The organism is Micromonospora sp. WMMD1128 (genome assembly GCF_027497235.1).
Lineage (GTDB): Bacteria > Actinomycetota > Actinomycetes > Mycobacteriales > Micromonosporaceae > Micromonospora.
Map to the genome: position 1 here is coordinate 5,251,985 of NZ_CP114902.1, position 17,292 is coordinate 5,269,276.

Genomic DNA, 17,292 nt, shown 5'->3' on the forward strand with positions numbered 1-17,292 from the left:
TCGTGATCGCCGTGGTAACACTGCTCGCCGCACCGGCGGAACCACTCACCAACGCCGGCAACACCCAACTCGTCCTCGCCGCGCTGCTCGGCATCGCCGCGGTGGTGCTGCTCATCGCGTGGGGCAAGGTGCACCCGTTCCTGGCCCTGATCCTCGGCGCGGCGGTGCTCGGCGTGGTCGCCGGCGTCGCCGCCGACAAGATCGTCACCTCGTTCAGCGGCGGGGTCGGGTCCACGGTCGGCGGGGTCGGCCTGCTGATCGCGCTCGGCGCGATGATCGGTGGCATGCTGGCCGAGTCGGGCGGGGCGGACGGCATCGTCGAACGGGTGGTCGCCCGGGTCACCGGCGGCGCGTTGCCCTGGGCGATGGCCGGTGTGGCGGCGCTCATCGGCCTGCCGCTCTTCTTCGAGGTCGGCGTGGTGCTGCTGGTGCCGATCGTGCTGCTGGTGTCCCGCCGGGTCGACGTGCCGCTGATGAAGATCGGCATCCCGGCGCTGGCCGGCCTGTCGGTGCTGCACGGCCTGGTGCCGCCGCACCCGGGCCCGCTTGTCGCGATCGACGCGCTCGGCGCCAACCTCGGTCAGACCCTCGCCTTCGGCCTGCTGGTGGCGATCCCCACGGTGATCATCGCCGGCCCGGTCTTCGGCAACTTCATCGCCCGGTACGTGCCGGCCACCGCGCCGGAGGCGCTGCTGCCCACCCGCCGCGACATCGCGGTCGCCGCCGATCGCAGCCCGACCCGTCCCGGGGACGGCCGGGCCGACGCCGACGGCGACCTGGTCACCGAGGACGACCTGATCAACCCTGGCGCCGGCCGTCCCGGCGCGTCGATCGACGAGCCGGTCGGGCCGCGCTCACGCCGCGCGCCGGCGCTCTGGGCCGCGGTGGTCACCGTGCTGCTGCCGGTGGCGCTCATGCTGCTGCGGGCCATCGGTGAGCTGACCCTCGACGAGGGCACCGCCGGCCGCAAGACGCTGGACATCATCGGCACCCCGATCGTCGCCCTGCTCGCCGGCGTCATCTTCGCCATGATCTTCCTGGGCTACCGGACCGGCTTCAGCCGCAGCCAGGTCTCCGGCTTCCTGGGCGGCTCGCTGCCGGCGATCGCCGGCATCCTGCTGATCGTGGCCGCCGGTGGCGGCTTCAAGCAGGTGCTCGTCGACGCCGGTGTGGGCAACCTGGTCGCCGACGCCGCCGAGGGCGCCAACCTGTCGCCGCTGCTGCTCGGCTGGCTGGTCGCGGTCGGCATCCGGGTCGCCACCGGCTCGGCCACCGTCGCCACGATCACCGCCGCCGGCATCGTCGCGCCGTTGGCCGCCACGCTCCAGGGCCCCGAGGTGGCGCTGCTGGCCCTGGCGGTCGGCTGCGGGTCGCTGTTCTTCTCCCACGTCAACGACGCCGGCTTCTGGCTGGTCAAGGAGTACTTCGGCCTGACCGTCGGGCAGACCATCAAGAGCTGGTCGGTGATGGAGACCATCATCTCGGTGGTCGGTTTCCTCGGCGTCCTCCTGCTCGACGTCTTCGTCTAGCGCGGCTGCGGCTGCGGCTGCGGCTGCGGCTGCGGCTGCGGCTGCGGCTGCGGCTGCGGCTGCGGCTGGAACAACGAACGACGGGCGACGGAGACCTGCGCGCCGCCTACAAACTTGATGGCGTAGATGGATCAGCATGTCAGCCATCGGCTCCCGCAAAACGGCGCGGCAGCACGGTCGCCATGCTGATCCATTCGCGCCATCAAGTTTGTAGGCAAAGCTCGCGCAGCTCCACCTCGGTCAGCCGGGCCGGCGGAGGGCCGGCGAAGGGCCGGCGGTGACCCAGGCACACGTCTCCGACCTGGGCGGCCCCGGCCCTCGGCAGACTGGTCAAGTGCGCCGCCTGGGTCCCGGCATCCACTCCACCGGCCTTTGGCCGCACGGCGGTCGAGGCCACAACCCGGACGCTCGCCGTGACCTGGTCGGCGTCCGGCTGAGAACCCCCGGCCGGTCGTCGTGCCACCGACTCGGGCCGCCCAGCCGGCGTCAGGCCCGGCTGATCGCGTTGGCGTGGATCGCCTCGTTCAGGTAGGCCGCCATCCCGGGCCGGATCGCCTCGAAGTACGCGGTGAACCGCGGGTCCGCCACATACATGTCGGCCAGGCCGGTGTGGAGTTCCAGCGGGCAGTCGTACCACCACTCGGTGATGAGCTGCCGGTGCTCCTCGGCCAACGCCATCGCCTCCGGCCCGTCGGCCGGCGCGCCCGACTCCATCAGCGCGGCGAACCGCCGCCCCCAGTCCTCGTTCACCTCCTTGTTGCGCAGCCAGTCCTCCTTCGAGTAGCGGCTGGCCCGCTCCTGCGACTGCCGGTACGCATCCGTGTCACCCCAGCGCTGCTGGACCTCCTCGGCGTGGTCGTCCGGGTTGAAGTCCCCGAACACTTCGAACCGCTCCTCCGGCGTCAACCTGATGTCCAACTTTCTCGCCTCCATCGCGCGTTCGATCGCCGCCACCATCTCCTGGAGCTTGCCGATCCGCCCGGACAGCAGCTCGTGCTGCCGGCGCAGGTGCGCCGCCGGGTCGGCGTGCGGGTCGTCCAGGATGCCGGCGATCTCGTCCAGCGGGAAACCCAGCTCGCGGTAGTAGCGGATGAGCTGAAGGCGGTCCAGGTCCGCGTCGTCGTAGCGGCGGTAGCCCGCCGGCGTGCGCCCGCTCGGCCGCAACAGCCCGATCTCGTCGTAGTGGTGCAGCGTGCGGACCGTCACCCGGGCCGCCCGCGCCACGTGTCCCACCGTGTACGCCATGGTTCCCCTCCCTTCCGCCACCAAGGCTCCTGCCTCCCGCAGCGTGAGGGTCAAGTCACCCGGAGGAGATCTTTTCGTGGACAAGCGTGGGGAGCAGGTCGGGCAGGGCCGTTGGACGGCCGTACCGCCAGCCCTGACCCTGCCGGCAGCCGATCGCGGTGACCGCCGCGTGCTGCGCGCCGGTCTCCACCCCCTCGGCCACCACCGCCAGGTCGAACGCGCCGGCCAGCCGGTTGACCATCTCCACCGTGGCATACGCGCGGGCGTCGCCGGCATCCAACCGGGACACGAAGGAACGGTCGATCTTCAGCTCGGTGGCGGGGATCCGGTGCAGGTAGCTCAGCGAGGAGTAACCGGTGCCGAAGTCGTCGATGGCGATGCGGATGCCCAGGTCACGGAGCTGCGCCAGCCGGTCGAGCACCGCCTCGCTGCCCTCGATCAGCGCCGACTCGGTGAGTTCGAGCGTGAGCGCCCGGGGCGGCAGGCCGGCGGCGCCCATCGCGCCGGTGACCGTGGCGATCAGGTCGGGTCGGCACAGGTGGGCGGCGGCGATGTTCACCGCCACGGTCACCTCGGGCGCGCGCTCCCGCCAGGTCGCGGCGGCCCGGCACGCCTCGTGGATCACCCACCGGTCGATGGCCAGGATGAGCCCGGTCTCCTCGGCCAGCGGCAGGAACCGCGCCGGGGTGAGCACGCCGAGCCGGGGATGCCGCCAGCGGACCAACGCCTCGGCGCTGCGTACCGTGCCGGTGGCCAGGTCGACGATGGGCTGGAACTCCATCAGCAGTTGACCCTCGTCGACCGCGCGGCGCAGGTCGGCGATCAACTCGGCCCGGCTGACCGCCGACTCGCGCAGCTCCGGCGTGCACGTCCGGTACGCGGACTTGCCGGCCGCCTTCGCCGCGTACATGGCGATGTCGGCGTCGCGGAGCAGGTCGGTGTGCGAGCTGTGCTGCGGGCCGTACTCGGCGATGCCGATGCTCGCCGACGGGTGGACGCCGAGGTCCTCCTCGCCGGGCAGCGGTTCGAGGGCGGCGAGCAGCCGGACGGCGAGTCGCTCGGGCGGCACCGGCCGGTCCCCGGCGACGAGCACGGCGAACTCGTCGCCGCCGAGCCGAGCGATCATCCCGTCCGGGCCGATCGCGTCCCGCATGCGCTCCGCGGTGGTGGTGAGCAGCCGGTCCCCGGCGGCGTGCCCGAACCGGTCGTTCACCTGCTTGAAGCCGTCCAGGTCGAGCAGCACCACGGCGACCGGGCCGCCCTGGCGCAGCGCGCGGCGCAGCCGCCGGATGAAGGTCAGCCGGTTGGGCAGGCCGGTGAGCTGGTCGGAGTAGGCCAGCCGGCGCAGCCGGGCGACCAGCCGCAGGTTCTCGTTGGCGGCCAGCCCCTGCCGCAGCGCGAGCACCCCGAGCAGCGCCATCATGCCGACGAAGACCAGGTGCGGGGTCTGCCCGGTGGGTCGCCGGGACAGCATCACGGCCACGATCGCCCCGCCGACCGGCAGGTACGGCAAGGCGACCCGCCACCACGGCGGCAGCGGCGACTCGCCGGCGGCGTCGTCCTCCCCCTCCCCGCCGCCCGGCGGCGGGTGGCCGGTGGCCAGGCCGACCAGCAGGTAGCTCAACGGCCAGCAGACGTCGACCGGATGCCCCGGCGCGTAGTTGCCGTGCGCGACCAGGGAGACGTAGACCGCGTCGGCGCCGGCCCGGATGGCCAGGCCCGCGCCGATCAGGGTGAGCGCCCGCCACATCGGGCGGCCCGGCCCGGCGACCGCCACCAGGATGGTGAGCTGCATCAGGTCGAACATCGGGTAGAGCAGCCCGAACGTGCGCAGCGGATCCGACACGTCGGAGTCGGCGAGGTCGCGGAACACCACCACCCAGCCGACCGGGATGAGGGCCAGCGCGACGATCACCCCGTCGAGCAGCGTACGGGCCTGTCCGACCAGGCTGCGCCCGCCGGCCCGGGAGAAGAGCAACGCGGCGGTGCCGGTGACGATCCCGGCGGTGAAGAGCCCACCGACAAGCGGCGTGTGGGGCAGCTCGATCCCACCGAGCCGCTCGACCGTCCACACCGTACGGCCGAGCGCGGCGAGCATCATGGTGACGGCGAGCAACGCCCAGAACCGCCGCAGGTTGACCGGATGCCGGCGGGCCGCGCCGACGCAGAGCACCGCCGCCCAGCTCGACACCGCCATCGCGCCGAGGTCGCTCACCAGGGCCGCGCCGGGCAGGCCGGCGACCAGCCAGGCCATCTCCCCGAGTACGACGACGACGGCCGCGACGAGTCCGACACGGCCGGTGAGCGTTGGACGGGCCGGCGCCGCGGCGGCGAGGCTCACGTCGTGCGGGGGGACAACGATGCGCTCCGGCTCTCTTCCAGACGTGCGCCCTCGGCGACGAGGACCGGACGGCGGACGACGAACGGCGCAAGCCTAGTCAGCACCGCGTGCCGCCGCCAGGGTCGTGGGGTGTCGGTCACCGGACGTGACGCGGGCCGCCTCAACCAGGTGGAGACGGCCCGCATCCTCAGTGGACTTCGGTGCCAGTCACCAGCGGCGGGTGCTGTCCGGCCAGGAGTCGTACGGCCGGGCGGAGAGGATCGCGTCCCATCCGCCGCTGGCCGTGCCGGTCGGCGTGTACGCGGTCAGGTCGGCGCCGCTGCCGTCGTACGGCGAGGCGTCGAGGTAGCCGGTCACCACGCCGTTCGCGTCCCGCCGGTAGTAGGCGCCGTTGCCGGGCGAGAACATCGAGGTGAATCCACCCCAACCGCTGGCCGCCAGGTCACTCCGGGCCCACGGCGCGGTGCCCGCGGCCATCTTGTACATGGCGAGCTTGCTGTCGTTGGTGGTGCCGATGATCCGGTCCTTGCCGGCGGTCGCGAGCGTGGGCAGGTTGAAGCCGCCCCCGCTGTTGTAGACCGCCACGCCCACGAGGTCGGCGGCGACGGCCGGCTTCGCCTTGGTGACGGTGTAGCGGCGCAGGATCGAGCCGCCGGCGATGCCGTACAGGGTGCCGAACCCGTCGTAGGCCAGGCGGTCGTGCGTCCAGCCGCTGCCGGAGCCGGTGACGGCGGTGCGGGTGAACGTCAGCGGCTGGGTGCCGGTGACGTCGACCCGGTGGAGGGCAGCGCCGTCGGTGACGAGCAGGGTGTCCGAGTTGAGCGTGGCCAGCGCCTTCGGGGTGAACCCGAGCGTGGCCTGGGAGACCGTGCTGGCCACCTTCTGACCGGTGACCGGGTCGAGCGCGGTGTAGGAGATCCGGCCGTCCGGCCGGGCGCCGAAGACCGACACGACGCCGGTCCACGGCCGGGCCGACAGCAGCACCTGGTCCCACCCGCTGGTGCTGACCGGGGTGCTGAACTTCGTCAGGTCGGCGCCGCTGCCGTCGACCGGGTTGGCGTCCCGGAACCGGTCCAGGCCCCCGGTCGAGGTGCGGGCGAAGTACCAGCCGCCGCCCGGCGACAGCACGTGGGTGTAGCCGGCCCAGCCGGTCGCCGCCAACGAACTGCGGGAGAACGACTCGCCGGCCACGGCCGCGCCGTTGATCCGATAGGACGTCAGCTCACCGGTGGCGACCTGGCCCATCACCCGTCCGGCAGCCGGCGAGGTCAGCGACACCTGGGTGAACCCGCTGTTGGCGACCGTGACGGGGCGGGTCAGGTCGTCCCGGCTGGCCGGCTTCGCGGTGGTCACCGTGCGCCGGATCAGCTCCCCGTCCCGACTGTCGACGTAGTACAGCGATCCGTAGCCGTCGTAGGTCATGTTGATGAAGGGTGACCAGCCCGGGTCCACCGAGACCACGTCGAAGGTCAACGGGTCGACGCCGGTGACGTCCACCCGGCGGAGACGACCGCCGCTGTCGATGACCAGGATGGTGTCGGCGTTCAGCGTGGCCATCGCCGTCGGCGTGAAGCCGAGCGTCGCCGCGGACACCCGGTTCGCGCGCAGCTCGCCGTTCGCCGCGTCGATCATGCCGTAGGTGAGCTGGCCGGCGGCGGTCAGGCCGAAGATCTGCACGTCGGCGGTCTGCTCGCGGATCCACGCGCCCAGGTCGTCGACCCGGGTGACGGTGGCACCGTCGCGGGTCTCGGTCTCGCCGAGGCAGCCCTTCTGCCAGGCCGTGTTGCCGATCGCGGCGAGCTGCGCCGCGCCGCCCACGGTGCGGAACGCCGGACCGCCGGCGTCGCCCCGGCAGAGGGTGGCCCCGGCCGACGCGCCGGTGACGTCGGCGGTGGCCGCGTCGACGCCCTGCACGGTGAAGTCGGCCGCGTGCAGCCGGTCCGGCACCCACTCGGTGGCGGTGCGCCCGTAGCCGGCGATGGTGAGCGTCTCCGACGCGGTGGGCGCCGTGGTGGCGAGCGCGACCGGGGCGACGCCGGTGATCGGGTCGGCGAGCCGGAGCAGCGCCAGGTTGCGGTCCGGGTGCGGGAGGACGGCGACGGCGGCGCGCTCGTGACCGGCGGTGGAGGTCAGGTCGGTACGCCCGACGAGCACGGTGGTCGGGCGGGCCGGCGCCCCGGCGGCGGCCGGCGTGCTGCCGTCGGTGAGGCAGGACTTCGCGGTGACCACGAAACTCGGGTCGACGAGTGCGCCGGTGCAGGCGCGCAGGTCACCGAAGGTGATCTTGGCGGTGAAGGCGTGGACGCCGTCGGGCACCGGGGTGGCGCCGCTGACGGCCGAGGCGGCACCGCCGCCCAGCAGGGTCGAGACGGTGACCACGCCGAGGAGAGCGGCTCCCCACCGGCGGGTGGCATGAACGTTCAACGAATCCCCCGTTGATCGGACCGGCACGGACCGGGGGCTCCGGTCCGGGTCCGCAGGATGTTAGCGGTCCGACACGCCGCGTGTTGCACGCCGGAACATAAGGGATCAAGAGCGGCATCCGCTCAGGACCACGCCTCCGCCGGCGGCGGGTCGCCGGGATCACCCGGCGCGCCCGGCGGCCCGCCGTGCGTCCACGGTGTCTCCTCCGGCGCCGGAAACGCGCCGCCCGGCAGGAAGCCGTCCGACAGGCTGGTCAGGCAGATCCGTTCCCCCACCTCGGGCACACTGCCCGGCGGCGCGGTCAGCCCGCGCCCCATCCCGCCGGACAACTCCACCACCACCTCGGTCTTGCCGTCGCCGCCCGGGGTCACGAACACCACCTTCGCCTTCTGCCCCGGCCGGGCCGGCGACCACAGCGTCGCGCCCACCGGCATCGGCACCGGCTCGGTGGTCACCACCTGGATCCGCGGGCGCAGCACCGGCCGCTTACCGGAGTCGTCCACCCGCTTCGGGTCGGCGAGCGTCACCTCGCCCACGAACGCCTCCCCGGCCAGCCGGTGCTCGGCCATCACCAGCGGATCGTCGTACGCCCGCTGCACCGACCACGCGGTCAGCGCCCGCTCCAGCCGCTGCAACCGCAGCGCCGCCACCACCGCGCCGTCGCGACGCGGCTGCGGACCGCCCCCGGCGTCCACGTGCTCGGCGTACGCGGAGAACGCATCCCGGTCACCGGCCCACCGGCCCGCCACCCGCGCCCCCGGCGGCAGCGCCCGCAGCAACCCGACGCCGCGCCACATCAGCTCCCAGGTGGGCGCGAGCTGCCCGCGCACCAGCCCGACAAGCTCGTCGTACGCCGCGGCGCGAGCGGTCGGGTCGCCCTCGGTCCCGGCGTACGCCTCGATCGCCGGGGCCAGCCGATGGTTGTCGAAATCCGGGTCGGTGGCCGGACCGGCCGGCGGGCACGACGCCGGATCCTCGGCCCGGGCCGCCGCCTCGGCGCCGGTGAACCCCGACGGCGGGTCGAGCCAGCCGAGCACCGCGGGCAGGTGCAGATCCTCCACCGCGCTCTGCCCGGTCGCCCAGTGCAGGGTCAGCGCCTCGGTCAGTGCCACCAGCGCCGACGAGCCGGGGTGCTCGGCGCGCTCGGCGAAGAACGTCAGCCAGCGGCCGAGCAGCGGCACCGACGGGTGCACCGGGTAGTCGCCGTCCGGGCGGCGGAACCGGGTGGACCGGCCGAACAACCGCAGAAACGTGACCCCGGCGGGGTTCGGCACCAGCAACTGCGGGGCGTCGACGTACCGGTGGCGGACGTCCCGGCCCCGGTCCACCGCCACCGCCTCGGTCACGCCCCGGAACGAGTCCAGGTAGGGCAGGACGACCCCGGCCAGCTCGGCGGCGAAGGCGAACCGCTGATCGCGGTTGCGGGGCTGCGGCACGACGAGCAGCCGGGCCTCGTCGGGCGCGGCGCCGACCATGGCGGCCAGCGGGGCGTTCGCCTCACCGGCCAACGCCAGCGGCACCAGCACCAGGGGCCGCTGGGCCAGGTGCAGATGCCGGACCGTGGCCACCGGCTGCGCCCGCCCGGCGGCGACCGCCTGCGCCCGGGCCAACGCGCGCAGCGTGCTCACCGCGGCTCCTCGACACGAGACCCGGTCGCCGGCCGGCGCGCGCTTCGGGGCGTACTCACGCGCGGTTCCCAGCGCGGGTCTCGGCGCGTACTCACGCGGGGTTTCCGGCGCGGGTCTCGGCGCGTACTCACGCGGGGTTTCCGGCGCGGGCCTCGGCGCGCAGGCGCGCGGCGGCCCGGAGCAGCGCGGCGGCCTCCGCCTGCTCCGGGTCGGGGGCGCGTACGCCGTCGGCGAGCGCCAGCACGTCGGCCACCTCGACCACCCCGCCGAGCGCCTCGCGAACCTGCCGGCCCAACGCCTCGGTCCGGTCGCGCGCCTCGTGCCGGCAGAAGTAGGCGAGCTCGCAGGCGGCCAGGCACTCCGGGGCGTACCGGGCCGGCACCTCGTGCAGCGCGGCGGCCAGCGTGGCCGGGTCGGCCGCCGGGTCGGCGGTGAAACCGGCCGGCACGGCGGCCAGCAGGTCGTCGACGCGGGCCATCCGGGCCAGTTGGCGGCGCAGCACCAGCAGTTGTCTACGGACGTCGAGCAGGCTCGCCACCGGCCGGTTGGCGAAGTCGCGCGGGCAGATCAGCACCACCTCGTGCGAGACCAGCTCCGGATCGTGTCCCTCGGCGGCGAGCAGCTCGCGCAACGCCAGCACGTAGACGGCGGACTGGATGGCGGCGGCGGCCACCTTCGCCGGGTCGGCCTGCCCGTCGATCACCGGGAAAGACTTGATCTCCACGACGTGGAACCGGCCGCCCAGCCGGGCAGCCACCAGGTCCGGCTCCAGGTGCACCCGCCGGCCGGCCACCTCCAGCCCGAGCAGCGGATGGTCGAACAACGCCGGGCCGTCACCGCCGACGGTCAGCGCCACCCGGGACCGCTCCGGCCGATCGTCGTCGCCACCGAGGTCGATCCAGGTCGCGCCCGCCGGCACCGGTACGCCGAGCCGCTCCGCCACCAGGCGCAACAGCTCCACCCCGCCGTCCGCCTTGACCTGCGCCTCGAAGGCGTTGCCCCGGGTGATCGCGAAGCGGGACTGCCCGAACCGGGCCGGGAAGCCGAGTCGCTCGGCGAGCGCCGGCTTGTCCGCCCCCGCGCTGTCCAGCACGGCCCGCCGGGTGCAACCGGGGTTGCCGGTCACCGCGGCGATGGTGCGGGCGTTGTGCCGCCGCGGCGGCCCCCCACCCCGAATCTCCCCCAGCCGATCTTCCACCCCTGAAGTGTAAGGAGGGGCCCCCGCTTAACGCCTCCGGTAGAGGAGGGGGCCCCGCTTAACACCCCACCCGGCGGATCAACGGTCGGCGGAGCGGTTCCAGGGGGAACGCGGGGACGACGCGCCCGCCACCGGCCGGCGGCGACGACGGTGCCGGCGGCCGGGCGTGCACGGTGGGCGGGTGGCGGTGTGGACCGGTACGGCGGGCGGGGTGACCGGCGGCCGGCCGATCAGCCAGCAGAGGAAGTTGGTCACGGTCAGCCGACCGGGAGGCGCTCGGCGTCGGCGCGGGAGATGTCGTACTGGGCGCCGCAGAACGTGCACTGCTGCGCGTAGCGGGTGCGTACCGGGATCAGGGGGATGAAGAAGAGGCTGAACTTGGTCACCCGCCGGGTGATCACCTGTGCGGCGTGGTCGCCGCAGTGCCGGCAGACCTGGTTGACGACACCGGACCGGTCGACCTTGGTCCGCAGCCCGAAGATGAAGAACATCGCCCGCCATTACCCACCCGAGGCAGGTGTTAAGCGGGGCCCCCGCCTATACCGAAAGCGTTAAGCGGGGGCCCCTCCTTACACCCTCAGAGCCAGATGGGGTGCCAAGTGGGGAGTTCGTGGAAGCGGCGCAGCTCGGCCAGGCCCGCCACGGTGCCACTCCACGCCGCGTACGGGGGGTTGCCCTCGTCGAAGCCGGACTGCACGAACGTCAGCTTCGTCCGGCCGCCGGACTCGGCCAGCTCCCAGTTGGTCACGCCGGTCGGTCCCCAGTCGATCGAGATGGCCCGGCCCGGGGTGACGTCGAGCACCTTGGCCGCGTAGCCGCTCTCGAAGCCGCCCATCGCGTACCGGCCGCCCTCCCACGGCTCGATGCCGATCGGGTAGCCGAACCAGGCGCTGGCCTGCTCGGAGTCGGTGAGCGAGGTCCACACCTTGTCCATCGGCGCGTCGATCAGCAGCTCGCCACGCAGGTCGGCCGAGGTGAAGTCGGTGCGCGGCAGCAGCGGACGCCCCTCCAGGTGGGCGTTGAGGTTGGCGATGGACAGCGCCCAGTACGTCTGGAGCACGCCCCGGATGGTGCTGCCGTCCATCGCCTCGGCGAAGGTGAAGTGGCTCTGCCGCAGCGTCAGCAGCGTGGCCTCGCCGTCGGGCGCCAACTCGATCTCGGTGGTGGTCTCGACGCCGTCGAGCGTCCAGGCGAAGCGCAGCGTCTTGTCGTCGGCGTGCAGCAGTCGCTGGTGTGGCGCGTCGCCCTCGGGTGTGAAGCGGCCCCAGAACTCGTACCGCCGGGGCAGGTCGACCTCGGCGTGCTCCGCCAGCCACACGCGTAGTTCGGCCGGGTCGGTCAGGGCTCGGCGGACGGTCGCCACATCGGCGGCGAGGCGGGCGCGGACGATCATCGGCTCACTCATGGTTGTCACCTTTCGGGTAGCAGGCCACGGCGAGTTTGAAGGCGTCTCCCTCGACGCCGCCGTAGCGGGTGAACAGGTCCCGCAGCGTCGTCTGCAGGTCGTGCAGGAATTCCTGGCGTCGCTCGGCGGGCACCCGGATCTCACCGGAGACGCCGATCGACGGCAGCTCGGGGGCGGCGCGATCAAGCGCGGCGATGTCGGCCTGGACCTCTTCCATCAGGTCGAGCAGGTAGCCGAGGCTCAGCTCGTCGCGCACCCGGCGCCCGTCGCCGATCCGGCCGACCAGCCGCGGGGACAGCCAGTAGGACCGGGCGACGGCCTGGTAGATGCCTTCGGTGATGCCGCGCACCCGCCGTTCGGCGACCTGCTCGGCCAGCCCGGCCGCGACCAGCTGCTTGACGTGGTAGTAGACGCGTTGCGGCGTCTGCTCCAGCCGGGCCGCGACCTCGGTGCAGGTGCGGGGCTCGGCGAGTTGCCGCAGCACTTCGATGCGTTGCGGCTTGAGCAGGACTTCGGCCTGCTCACGTTCTTCCAGGTACAGGACATCTCTCATGGCAAAATCAGTTTGAACGTACAAAACTTCTTTGTCAATAGGTTCGACGAGAGGCCGCGCGGTCCGCGCGGCCTCTCGTCGGTACGGGTCAGGGCGTCCAGTCGGGGCGCAACGGGTAACCGTTGACCCCCTCCGGGCCGTTCTGCGTGGCCAGCACCTGGTGCAACTGGATGCCGTTGCGCTCGAACGCCATCCGGGAGCCGGCCATGTAGAGGCCCCACACCCGGGCGGTGCCCGTGCCCACCTCGTTCACGCAGAAGTCCCAGTTGTCGACCAGGTTGCGGCACCAGCCGGCGAGCGTCAGCGCGTAGTGCTGGCGCAGGTTCTCCTCGTGGTGCACCTCGAACCCGGCGTCGTGGATCTCGCTGATCAACCGCCCCGGGCCGGCCAGCTCGCCGTCCGGGAAGACGTACCTGTCGATGAACGCGCCGGAGCGGTGCGGGGCGCGGTTGTCCGCGCGGGTGATGCAGTGGTTGAGCAGCCGCCCGCCCGGCTTGAGCCGGGACCTCAGCGCGCCGAAGTAGGCCGGGTAGTTGCGCACCCCGATGTGCTCGGTCAACCCGATCGAGGAGATCGCGTCGAACTGCTCACGCGGCGCGTCCCGGTAGTCGAGGTGCCGCACCTCGGCGAGATCGCCCAGCCCCTCCCGCTCGATCGCGGCCTGCGCCCACTCCGCCTGCGCCCGGGACAGCGTCACGCCCAGCGCCTTGACACCGTATTCCCGGGCCGCGTGCCGGACCATGCCGCCCCAGCCGCAGCCGACGTCGAGCAACCGCATCCCCGGCTTCAGCGCCAACTTGCCGGCGACCAGGTCGTACTTGGACCGCTGTGCCTCCTCCAACGTGTCACCCGGGCTGCGGAAGACTGCGCAGGTGTACGTCATGGACGGGCCGAGCACCTTCTCGTAGAAGGCGTTCGACACGTCGTAGTGGTGGGAGATCGCCGTGCTGTCCCGCACCCGCGAGTGACGCAGGCCCGTCATCACCCGCCGCCAGCGCGGCGCCGCCTCCTGCGGCGGGGGCGGCGGCGGTCGGAGCCGCTCCCAGCCCAGCCCCCGGACCAGGGCAAGCGCGTCGGCCACCGGCGGCATCCGCAGCGGCATCTCGTCCTTGAGCACCCGCAACGCCTCGTACGGGTCGCCCGGGTGCACGCCGTCGAGGCCCAGGTCGCCGCTGACGTAGGCCCGCGCCATGCCCAGGTCGCCGGGCGCGGTGAGCAGGTAGGACAGGCCCCGCTCGGTGCGGATCGACAGGGTGATTCCGGCGTCGGCCGGGCCTACCTCGCTGCCGTCGTAGGCAGTGACCCGAACCGGCAGGTCGCCGCTGGTGACGGCGCGGATCACGTCCGCGACTGTGGGTCCGGTGCGCCGGCCGCCCGACGGCGGGCCGGCGGGGGCGCTCGCCGCCCCTGGTGTTCGGTCGGTCAGACTCATGCTCGGGATACCGCCTTCTCGTACAGTCCGGTGAGTCGGTGATCCGGGTCGTAGCGGTCCTTCACGGCGCGCCAGGTCTCCCCGCCGTAGAGCCGGTCGAACGCGGCCCGGTCGTAGTACGCGTCGGAGTAGAGCGACTTGTGGCCGCCCGTCTCCGACACCATGTGCTCGATCTGCCGGTTCACATCCCCGTCGGCGGCGCCCGCCGCGATCGGCACACTTCCCCAGAAGCCGATGTTCACATAGGTCTCGCCCGGTTGGAGCGGATATAACGGCCAGGCCCGGGCCGATCCCGGGCCGGCCGGCTCACGCAACCGCAGCGGGCAGAGCCACACCGGGTTCATCTTCACGTTCCCCGCGAACCAGCGCAGGAACTCGGGCGTGCGGGCCAGCGGGATCTCCACGTCCTGCACCACTCGCTCGCGTGCCGGCCGGCCCCGCCACCTGTCGACCCGGGCGGCCACCTGGTGCCGGTGCTCCAGCCGGACGATCCGGTGGTAGACGTCGCTGCGCCGGTAGCGCTGCGGCCAGAGCCGCCGGAGGACCGGATGCTGCACGCCGAACGCGGACGAGCACCAGAACCAGTCGGTGTCCCACCGCCAGAGATAGTCGTACGCGGTCAGCACGTCGCGGGTGCGGCGGCGCAACGAGCGGTAGTAGATCTCCTGGCCGGTGTAGTCGGACGGGCGGCCCTCGGGCTCGTCGGTGAACGCGCCGAGCACCAGGTAGGACTCGCCGGGGCTGAACATCACCCCATCCATGGCGTCGACCGGCTCACCGGCCCAGGAGCCCGTGGCGACCACCTCGCCGATCGCGTCGACAAGCTCCTCCAGCCGGGTGAACCGGATGTTGCGCAGCGCCACGTGCCGGCGGACCGGTTGCAGCTCGATGCGCAGCCGGGTGGCGTAGCCGAGGCTGCCAAGCGAGTTCGGGAACGCCCGGTGCAGGTCGGCGTGCTCACCCTGCGGACGGGTGGTGATCAGCTCCCCCGCTCCGCTGAGGATGTCCATCTCCAGGACCGACTCGTGGGGCAGGCCGTTGCGGAAGGACGTGGACTCGATGCCCAGCCCGGTCACCGCGCCGCCAAGCGTGATCGTGCGCAGTTGCGGCACGACAAGCGGCATCAACCCGTGCGGGAGCGTCGCGTCGACCAGGTCCTCGTAGGTGCACATGCCCTGCACGTCGGCGGTGCGGGCCGCCGGGTCCACGGCGAGCACCCCGGTGAGCCCGCTCACGTCCAGCCCCGGCGTGCGGGGCGCGGATCGCGGGCGGAAGAGGTTCGAGGTCTGTTTCGCCAACCGTACGGTTTCACCGGCGGGCACCGCGGCGTAGGACTGCCGCAGCGTGTCCACCGCCCGTTCATGATCACGGACAGCTCGCATGAGAGCACCTTACGCCCGGCCCCGACAATTCGTGGGATGTAAACACCCGCTCGCCGGGGCGACTGGCCCTCGGCGGCCCGGTGGGTCAGGATGCCTCCATGGCCGAGCCGCACTCCGACCCGTCCGGCACCGTCTACGGCGCCCGGCGCGCACGTGGCGTCCGACTGCCGGGGGACCCGCTGATGCGGATCGCGCTGGGCGTCGCCCTGGTCGGCGTACTCCTGGGAGTGTTCTTCGCCACTGGCGTGCTCGGCGGCGGGGCCGACCGGGCGGTGGTGCCGGCGGCGGCCGCGCCCACCCCGGCGGAGAGCGAGTCGAGTCCGGCGCCGCCGCCCACCACGGAGGCCGCGCCGTCGCCGTCGCCGAGCGCCGAGCCGACCACGCCGGCCGCGCCGGTGGCCACGCCGAAGGTGATCCGCGGCGTGCCGTCCGGGCGCTGCGTCGGTGTCACCGGCGACGACCCGGAGGGCGCGCAGGCCGCGCTCGCCGACTGCACCGGCGGGCCGGAGCAGCAGTGGGTGGTCACGCCGGTGACCGCCGACACCTACCTGCTGGTGAACGCGGCAAGTGGCAAGTGCCTCGACGTCAACGAGGCGCGCACCGACGACGGCGCCGACGTGCAGCAGTGGTCCTGCAACGGGCAGGCCAACCAGCAGTGGAAGCTCAACCCGACAGGCGCCGGCCCGGTGCTCCTGGTCGCCGCGCACAGCGGCAAGTGCGCGCAGGTCGACGACGCGGGCACCGAGGCCGGGCGGGAGCTCGAACAGGCCCCGTGCACCGGCGCCGCCGAGCAGCAGTGGGCGCTCGGCTGACCGGTCAGCCCCGATAGCTCCAGGCCCGCCGGCCGGCCGCCACCGGCAGCACGAACGTCGGCGTCGCACCGCGCCGGCGCAGCAGCAGGGAGAGCCCGGCCGCGCCGATCGACAGCGCGCCGGCCACGTACCAGGCCACCGCGTAGTCGCCGAGCCGGTCCCGGACCAGGCCGGCGCCGGTCGCCGCGACCGCGGCGCCCACCTGGTGCGCGGCGAACACCCAGCCGAACACCACCGCGCCGGACGCGCCGAACCACTCCCGGCACAACGCCACGGTCGGCGGCACGGTCGCCACCCAGTCCAGCCCGTAGAAGACGATGAAGACCACCATGCTCGGCCGGGCCGAGCCGGCGAACAGGCTCGGCAGCACCAGCAGCGACGCCCCGCGCAGCGCGTAGTAGGCGCCGAGCAGCAGCCGGCTGTCGACCCGGTCGGTCAGCCAGCCGGAGGCCACCGTACCGGCGATGTCGAAGAGCCCGACCAGGGCGAGCAGGCCGGCGGCGGTCGTCTCCGGCATGCCGTGGTCGTGCGCGGCCGGCACGAAGTGCGTACCCACAAGCCCGTTCGTGGTTGCGCCGCAGATCGCGAAGCCACCGGCGAGCAGCCAGAACGGCCGGGTCCGCGCGGCGGCGGCGAGCGCGCCGACCGCGCGGGCCGCCGCGCCGCCCTCCGCCCGGGCCGGCGGGACGACCTCGGTCGCACCGTAGGCCGGAAGGCCGAGGTCCGCCGGGTGCTCGCGCAGCAACCACACCACCAGGGGTACGACGGCGAGCGCGGCCCCGGCGACGACGAGCGCCGCCGCGCGCCAGCCGTGATCGCGCACCAGCACCGCCAGCAGCGGGAGGAACACGAGCTGCCCGGCGGCCCCACCGGCGGTGAGCACGCCTGTGACCAGGCCCCGGCGGCGGACGAACCAGCGCCCGGTGACCGTCGCCACGAAGGCAAGCGCCATCGAGCCGGTGCCCAGCCCGACCAGCACCCCCCAGCAGAGGATGAGCTGCCAGCTCTCGGTCATCGCCACGGTCAGGCCGCTGCCGGCCGCCACCAGCAGCAACGCGCCGGCCACCACCCGGCGGATGCCGAACCGGTCCATCAGCGCGGCGGCGAACGGGGCGGTGAGTCCGTAGAGCAGCAGGTTGACCGAGACGGCGGCGGAGATAGTGGCGAGCGGCCAGCCGAACTCGGCGTGCAACGGGTGCAGCAGCACCCCGGGGGTGGCGCGGAAGCCGGCGGCGCCGACCAGGGCCACGAACGCGACCGCGGCGACGAGCCAGGCCGGATGGAGTCTTCTCACCCGTCGAGTCTCGGGCTGCCGGGGTGGGTGCGACGAGTGGCCGGAAAGC

The 17,292-nt window shown here is 73.4% G+C and carries 13 protein-coding genes; 2 read left to right on the plus strand and 11 right to left on the minus strand.

Annotated features, from left to right (window positions below; genetic code table 11):
- Window positions 1-11 precede the first annotated feature (11 nt).
- Window positions 12-1,529 (plus strand): SLC13 family permease, encoded by a 1,518-nt coding sequence (locus O7602_RS23425; RefSeq protein ID WP_281590484.1) that lies wholly within the window; start codon window positions 12-14, stop codon window positions 1,527-1,529.
- 486 nt (window positions 1,530-2,015) lie between these two features.
- Here the strand turns inward: O7602_RS23425 and O7602_RS23430 are convergent, their stop codons facing one another.
- The 10 genes from O7602_RS23430 to O7602_RS23475 form a co-directional block, all read right to left on the minus strand.
- Window positions 2,016-2,774: a MerR family transcriptional regulator gene (locus tag O7602_RS23430; RefSeq protein WP_281584766.1), complete on the minus strand. Its 759-nt coding sequence runs from the start codon at window positions 2,772-2,774 to the stop codon at window positions 2,016-2,018.
- Window positions 2,775-2,829: 55 nt separating this feature from the next.
- Window positions 2,830-5,115: an EAL domain-containing protein gene (locus tag O7602_RS23435; RefSeq protein ID WP_281584767.1), complete on the minus strand. Its 2,286-nt coding sequence runs from the start codon at window positions 5,113-5,115 to the stop codon at window positions 2,830-2,832.
- Between the two features lie 207 nt (window positions 5,116-5,322).
- A complete protein-coding gene (locus O7602_RS23440; RefSeq protein WP_281584768.1) occupies window positions 5,323-7,539 on the minus strand; it encodes a S1 family peptidase in 2,217 nt (738 codons plus the stop codon).
- Window positions 7,540-7,661: 122 nt separating this feature from the next.
- Window positions 7,662-9,167, minus strand: a complete 1,506-nt coding sequence (locus O7602_RS23445; RefSeq protein ID WP_281584769.1) for a hypothetical protein — start codon at window positions 9,165-9,167, stop codon at window positions 7,662-7,664.
- Between the two features lie 127 nt (window positions 9,168-9,294).
- A complete protein-coding gene (locus O7602_RS23450) occupies window positions 9,295-10,365 on the minus strand; it encodes a hypothetical protein (protein WP_281584770.1) in 1,071 nt (356 codons plus the stop codon).
- A gap of 257 nt (window positions 10,366-10,622) precedes the next feature.
- A complete protein-coding gene (locus O7602_RS23455) occupies window positions 10,623-10,856 on the minus strand; it encodes a zinc-ribbon domain-containing protein (protein ID WP_281584771.1) in 234 nt (77 codons plus the stop codon).
- 86 nt (window positions 10,857-10,942) lie between these two features.
- Entirely contained in the window at window positions 10,943-11,770 is an 828-nt protein-coding gene (locus tag O7602_RS23460) for an SRPBCC family protein (RefSeq protein WP_281584772.1), read from the minus strand.
- Window positions 11,763-12,323 carry a helix-turn-helix domain-containing protein gene (locus tag O7602_RS23465; protein ID WP_281584773.1) on the minus strand — a complete coding sequence of 187 codons (561 nt, stop codon included), beginning with the start codon at window positions 12,321-12,323 and terminating at the stop codon, window positions 11,763-11,765. The genes O7602_RS23460 and O7602_RS23465 overlap by 8 nt, the downstream gene beginning before the upstream one ends.
- 88 nt (window positions 12,324-12,411) lie before the next feature.
- Complete coding sequence (locus O7602_RS23470; RefSeq protein ID WP_281584774.1) at window positions 12,412-13,755, minus strand: class I SAM-dependent methyltransferase; 1,344 nt, start codon at window positions 13,753-13,755, stop codon at window positions 12,412-12,414.
- Window positions 13,752-15,137 carry an FAD-binding oxidoreductase gene (locus O7602_RS23475; protein WP_281584775.1) on the minus strand — a complete coding sequence of 462 codons (1,386 nt, stop codon included), beginning with the start codon at window positions 15,135-15,137 and terminating at the stop codon, window positions 13,752-13,754. Before O7602_RS23475 ends, O7602_RS23470 begins: the two co-directional genes overlap by 4 nt.
- 98 nt (window positions 15,138-15,235) lie before the next feature.
- Here O7602_RS23475 and O7602_RS23480 point away from each other — a divergent pair, with 98 nt between their 5' ends.
- Window positions 15,236-15,949: an RICIN domain-containing protein gene (locus O7602_RS23480; RefSeq protein ID WP_281584776.1), complete on the plus strand. Its 714-nt coding sequence runs from the start codon at window positions 15,236-15,238 to the stop codon at window positions 15,947-15,949.
- Window positions 15,950-15,953: 4 nt separating this feature from the next.
- Here the strand turns inward: O7602_RS23480 and O7602_RS23485 are convergent, their stop codons facing one another.
- Window positions 15,954-17,243 carry an MFS transporter gene (locus O7602_RS23485; protein ID WP_281584777.1) on the minus strand — a complete coding sequence of 430 codons (1,290 nt, stop codon included), beginning with the start codon at window positions 17,241-17,243 and terminating at the stop codon, window positions 15,954-15,956.
- Between the last annotated feature and the right edge of the window lie 49 nt (window positions 17,244-17,292).

What these genes read in the sequence shown, in the direction of transcription:
- O7602_RS23465 (WP_281584773.1), bottom strand. Translation starts at nt 12,323, where the DNA reads ATGAGAGATGTCCTGTACCTGGAAGAACGTGAGCAGGCCGAAGTCCTG.
- O7602_RS23470 (WP_281584774.1), bottom strand. Translation starts at nt 13,755, where the DNA reads ATGAGTCTGACCGACCGAACACCAGGGGCGGCGAGCGCCCCCGCCGGC.
- O7602_RS23460 (WP_281584772.1), bottom strand. Translation starts at nt 11,770, where the DNA reads ATGAGTGAGCCGATGATCGTCCGCGCCCGCCTCGCCGCCGATGTGGCG.
- O7602_RS23480 (WP_281584776.1), top strand. Translation starts at nt 15,236, where the DNA reads ATGGCCGAGCCGCACTCCGACCCGTCCGGCACCGTCTACGGCGCCCGG.
- O7602_RS23475 (WP_281584775.1), bottom strand. Translation starts at nt 15,137, where the DNA reads ATGCGAGCTGTCCGTGATCATGAACGGGCGGTGGACACGCTGCGGCAG.
- O7602_RS23455 (WP_281584771.1), bottom strand. Translation starts at nt 10,856, where the DNA reads ATGTTCTTCATCTTCGGGCTGCGGACCAAGGTCGACCGGTCCGGTGTC.
- O7602_RS23430 (WP_281584766.1), bottom strand. Translation starts at nt 2,774, where the DNA reads ATGGCGTACACGGTGGGACACGTGGCGCGGGCGGCCCGGGTGACGGTC.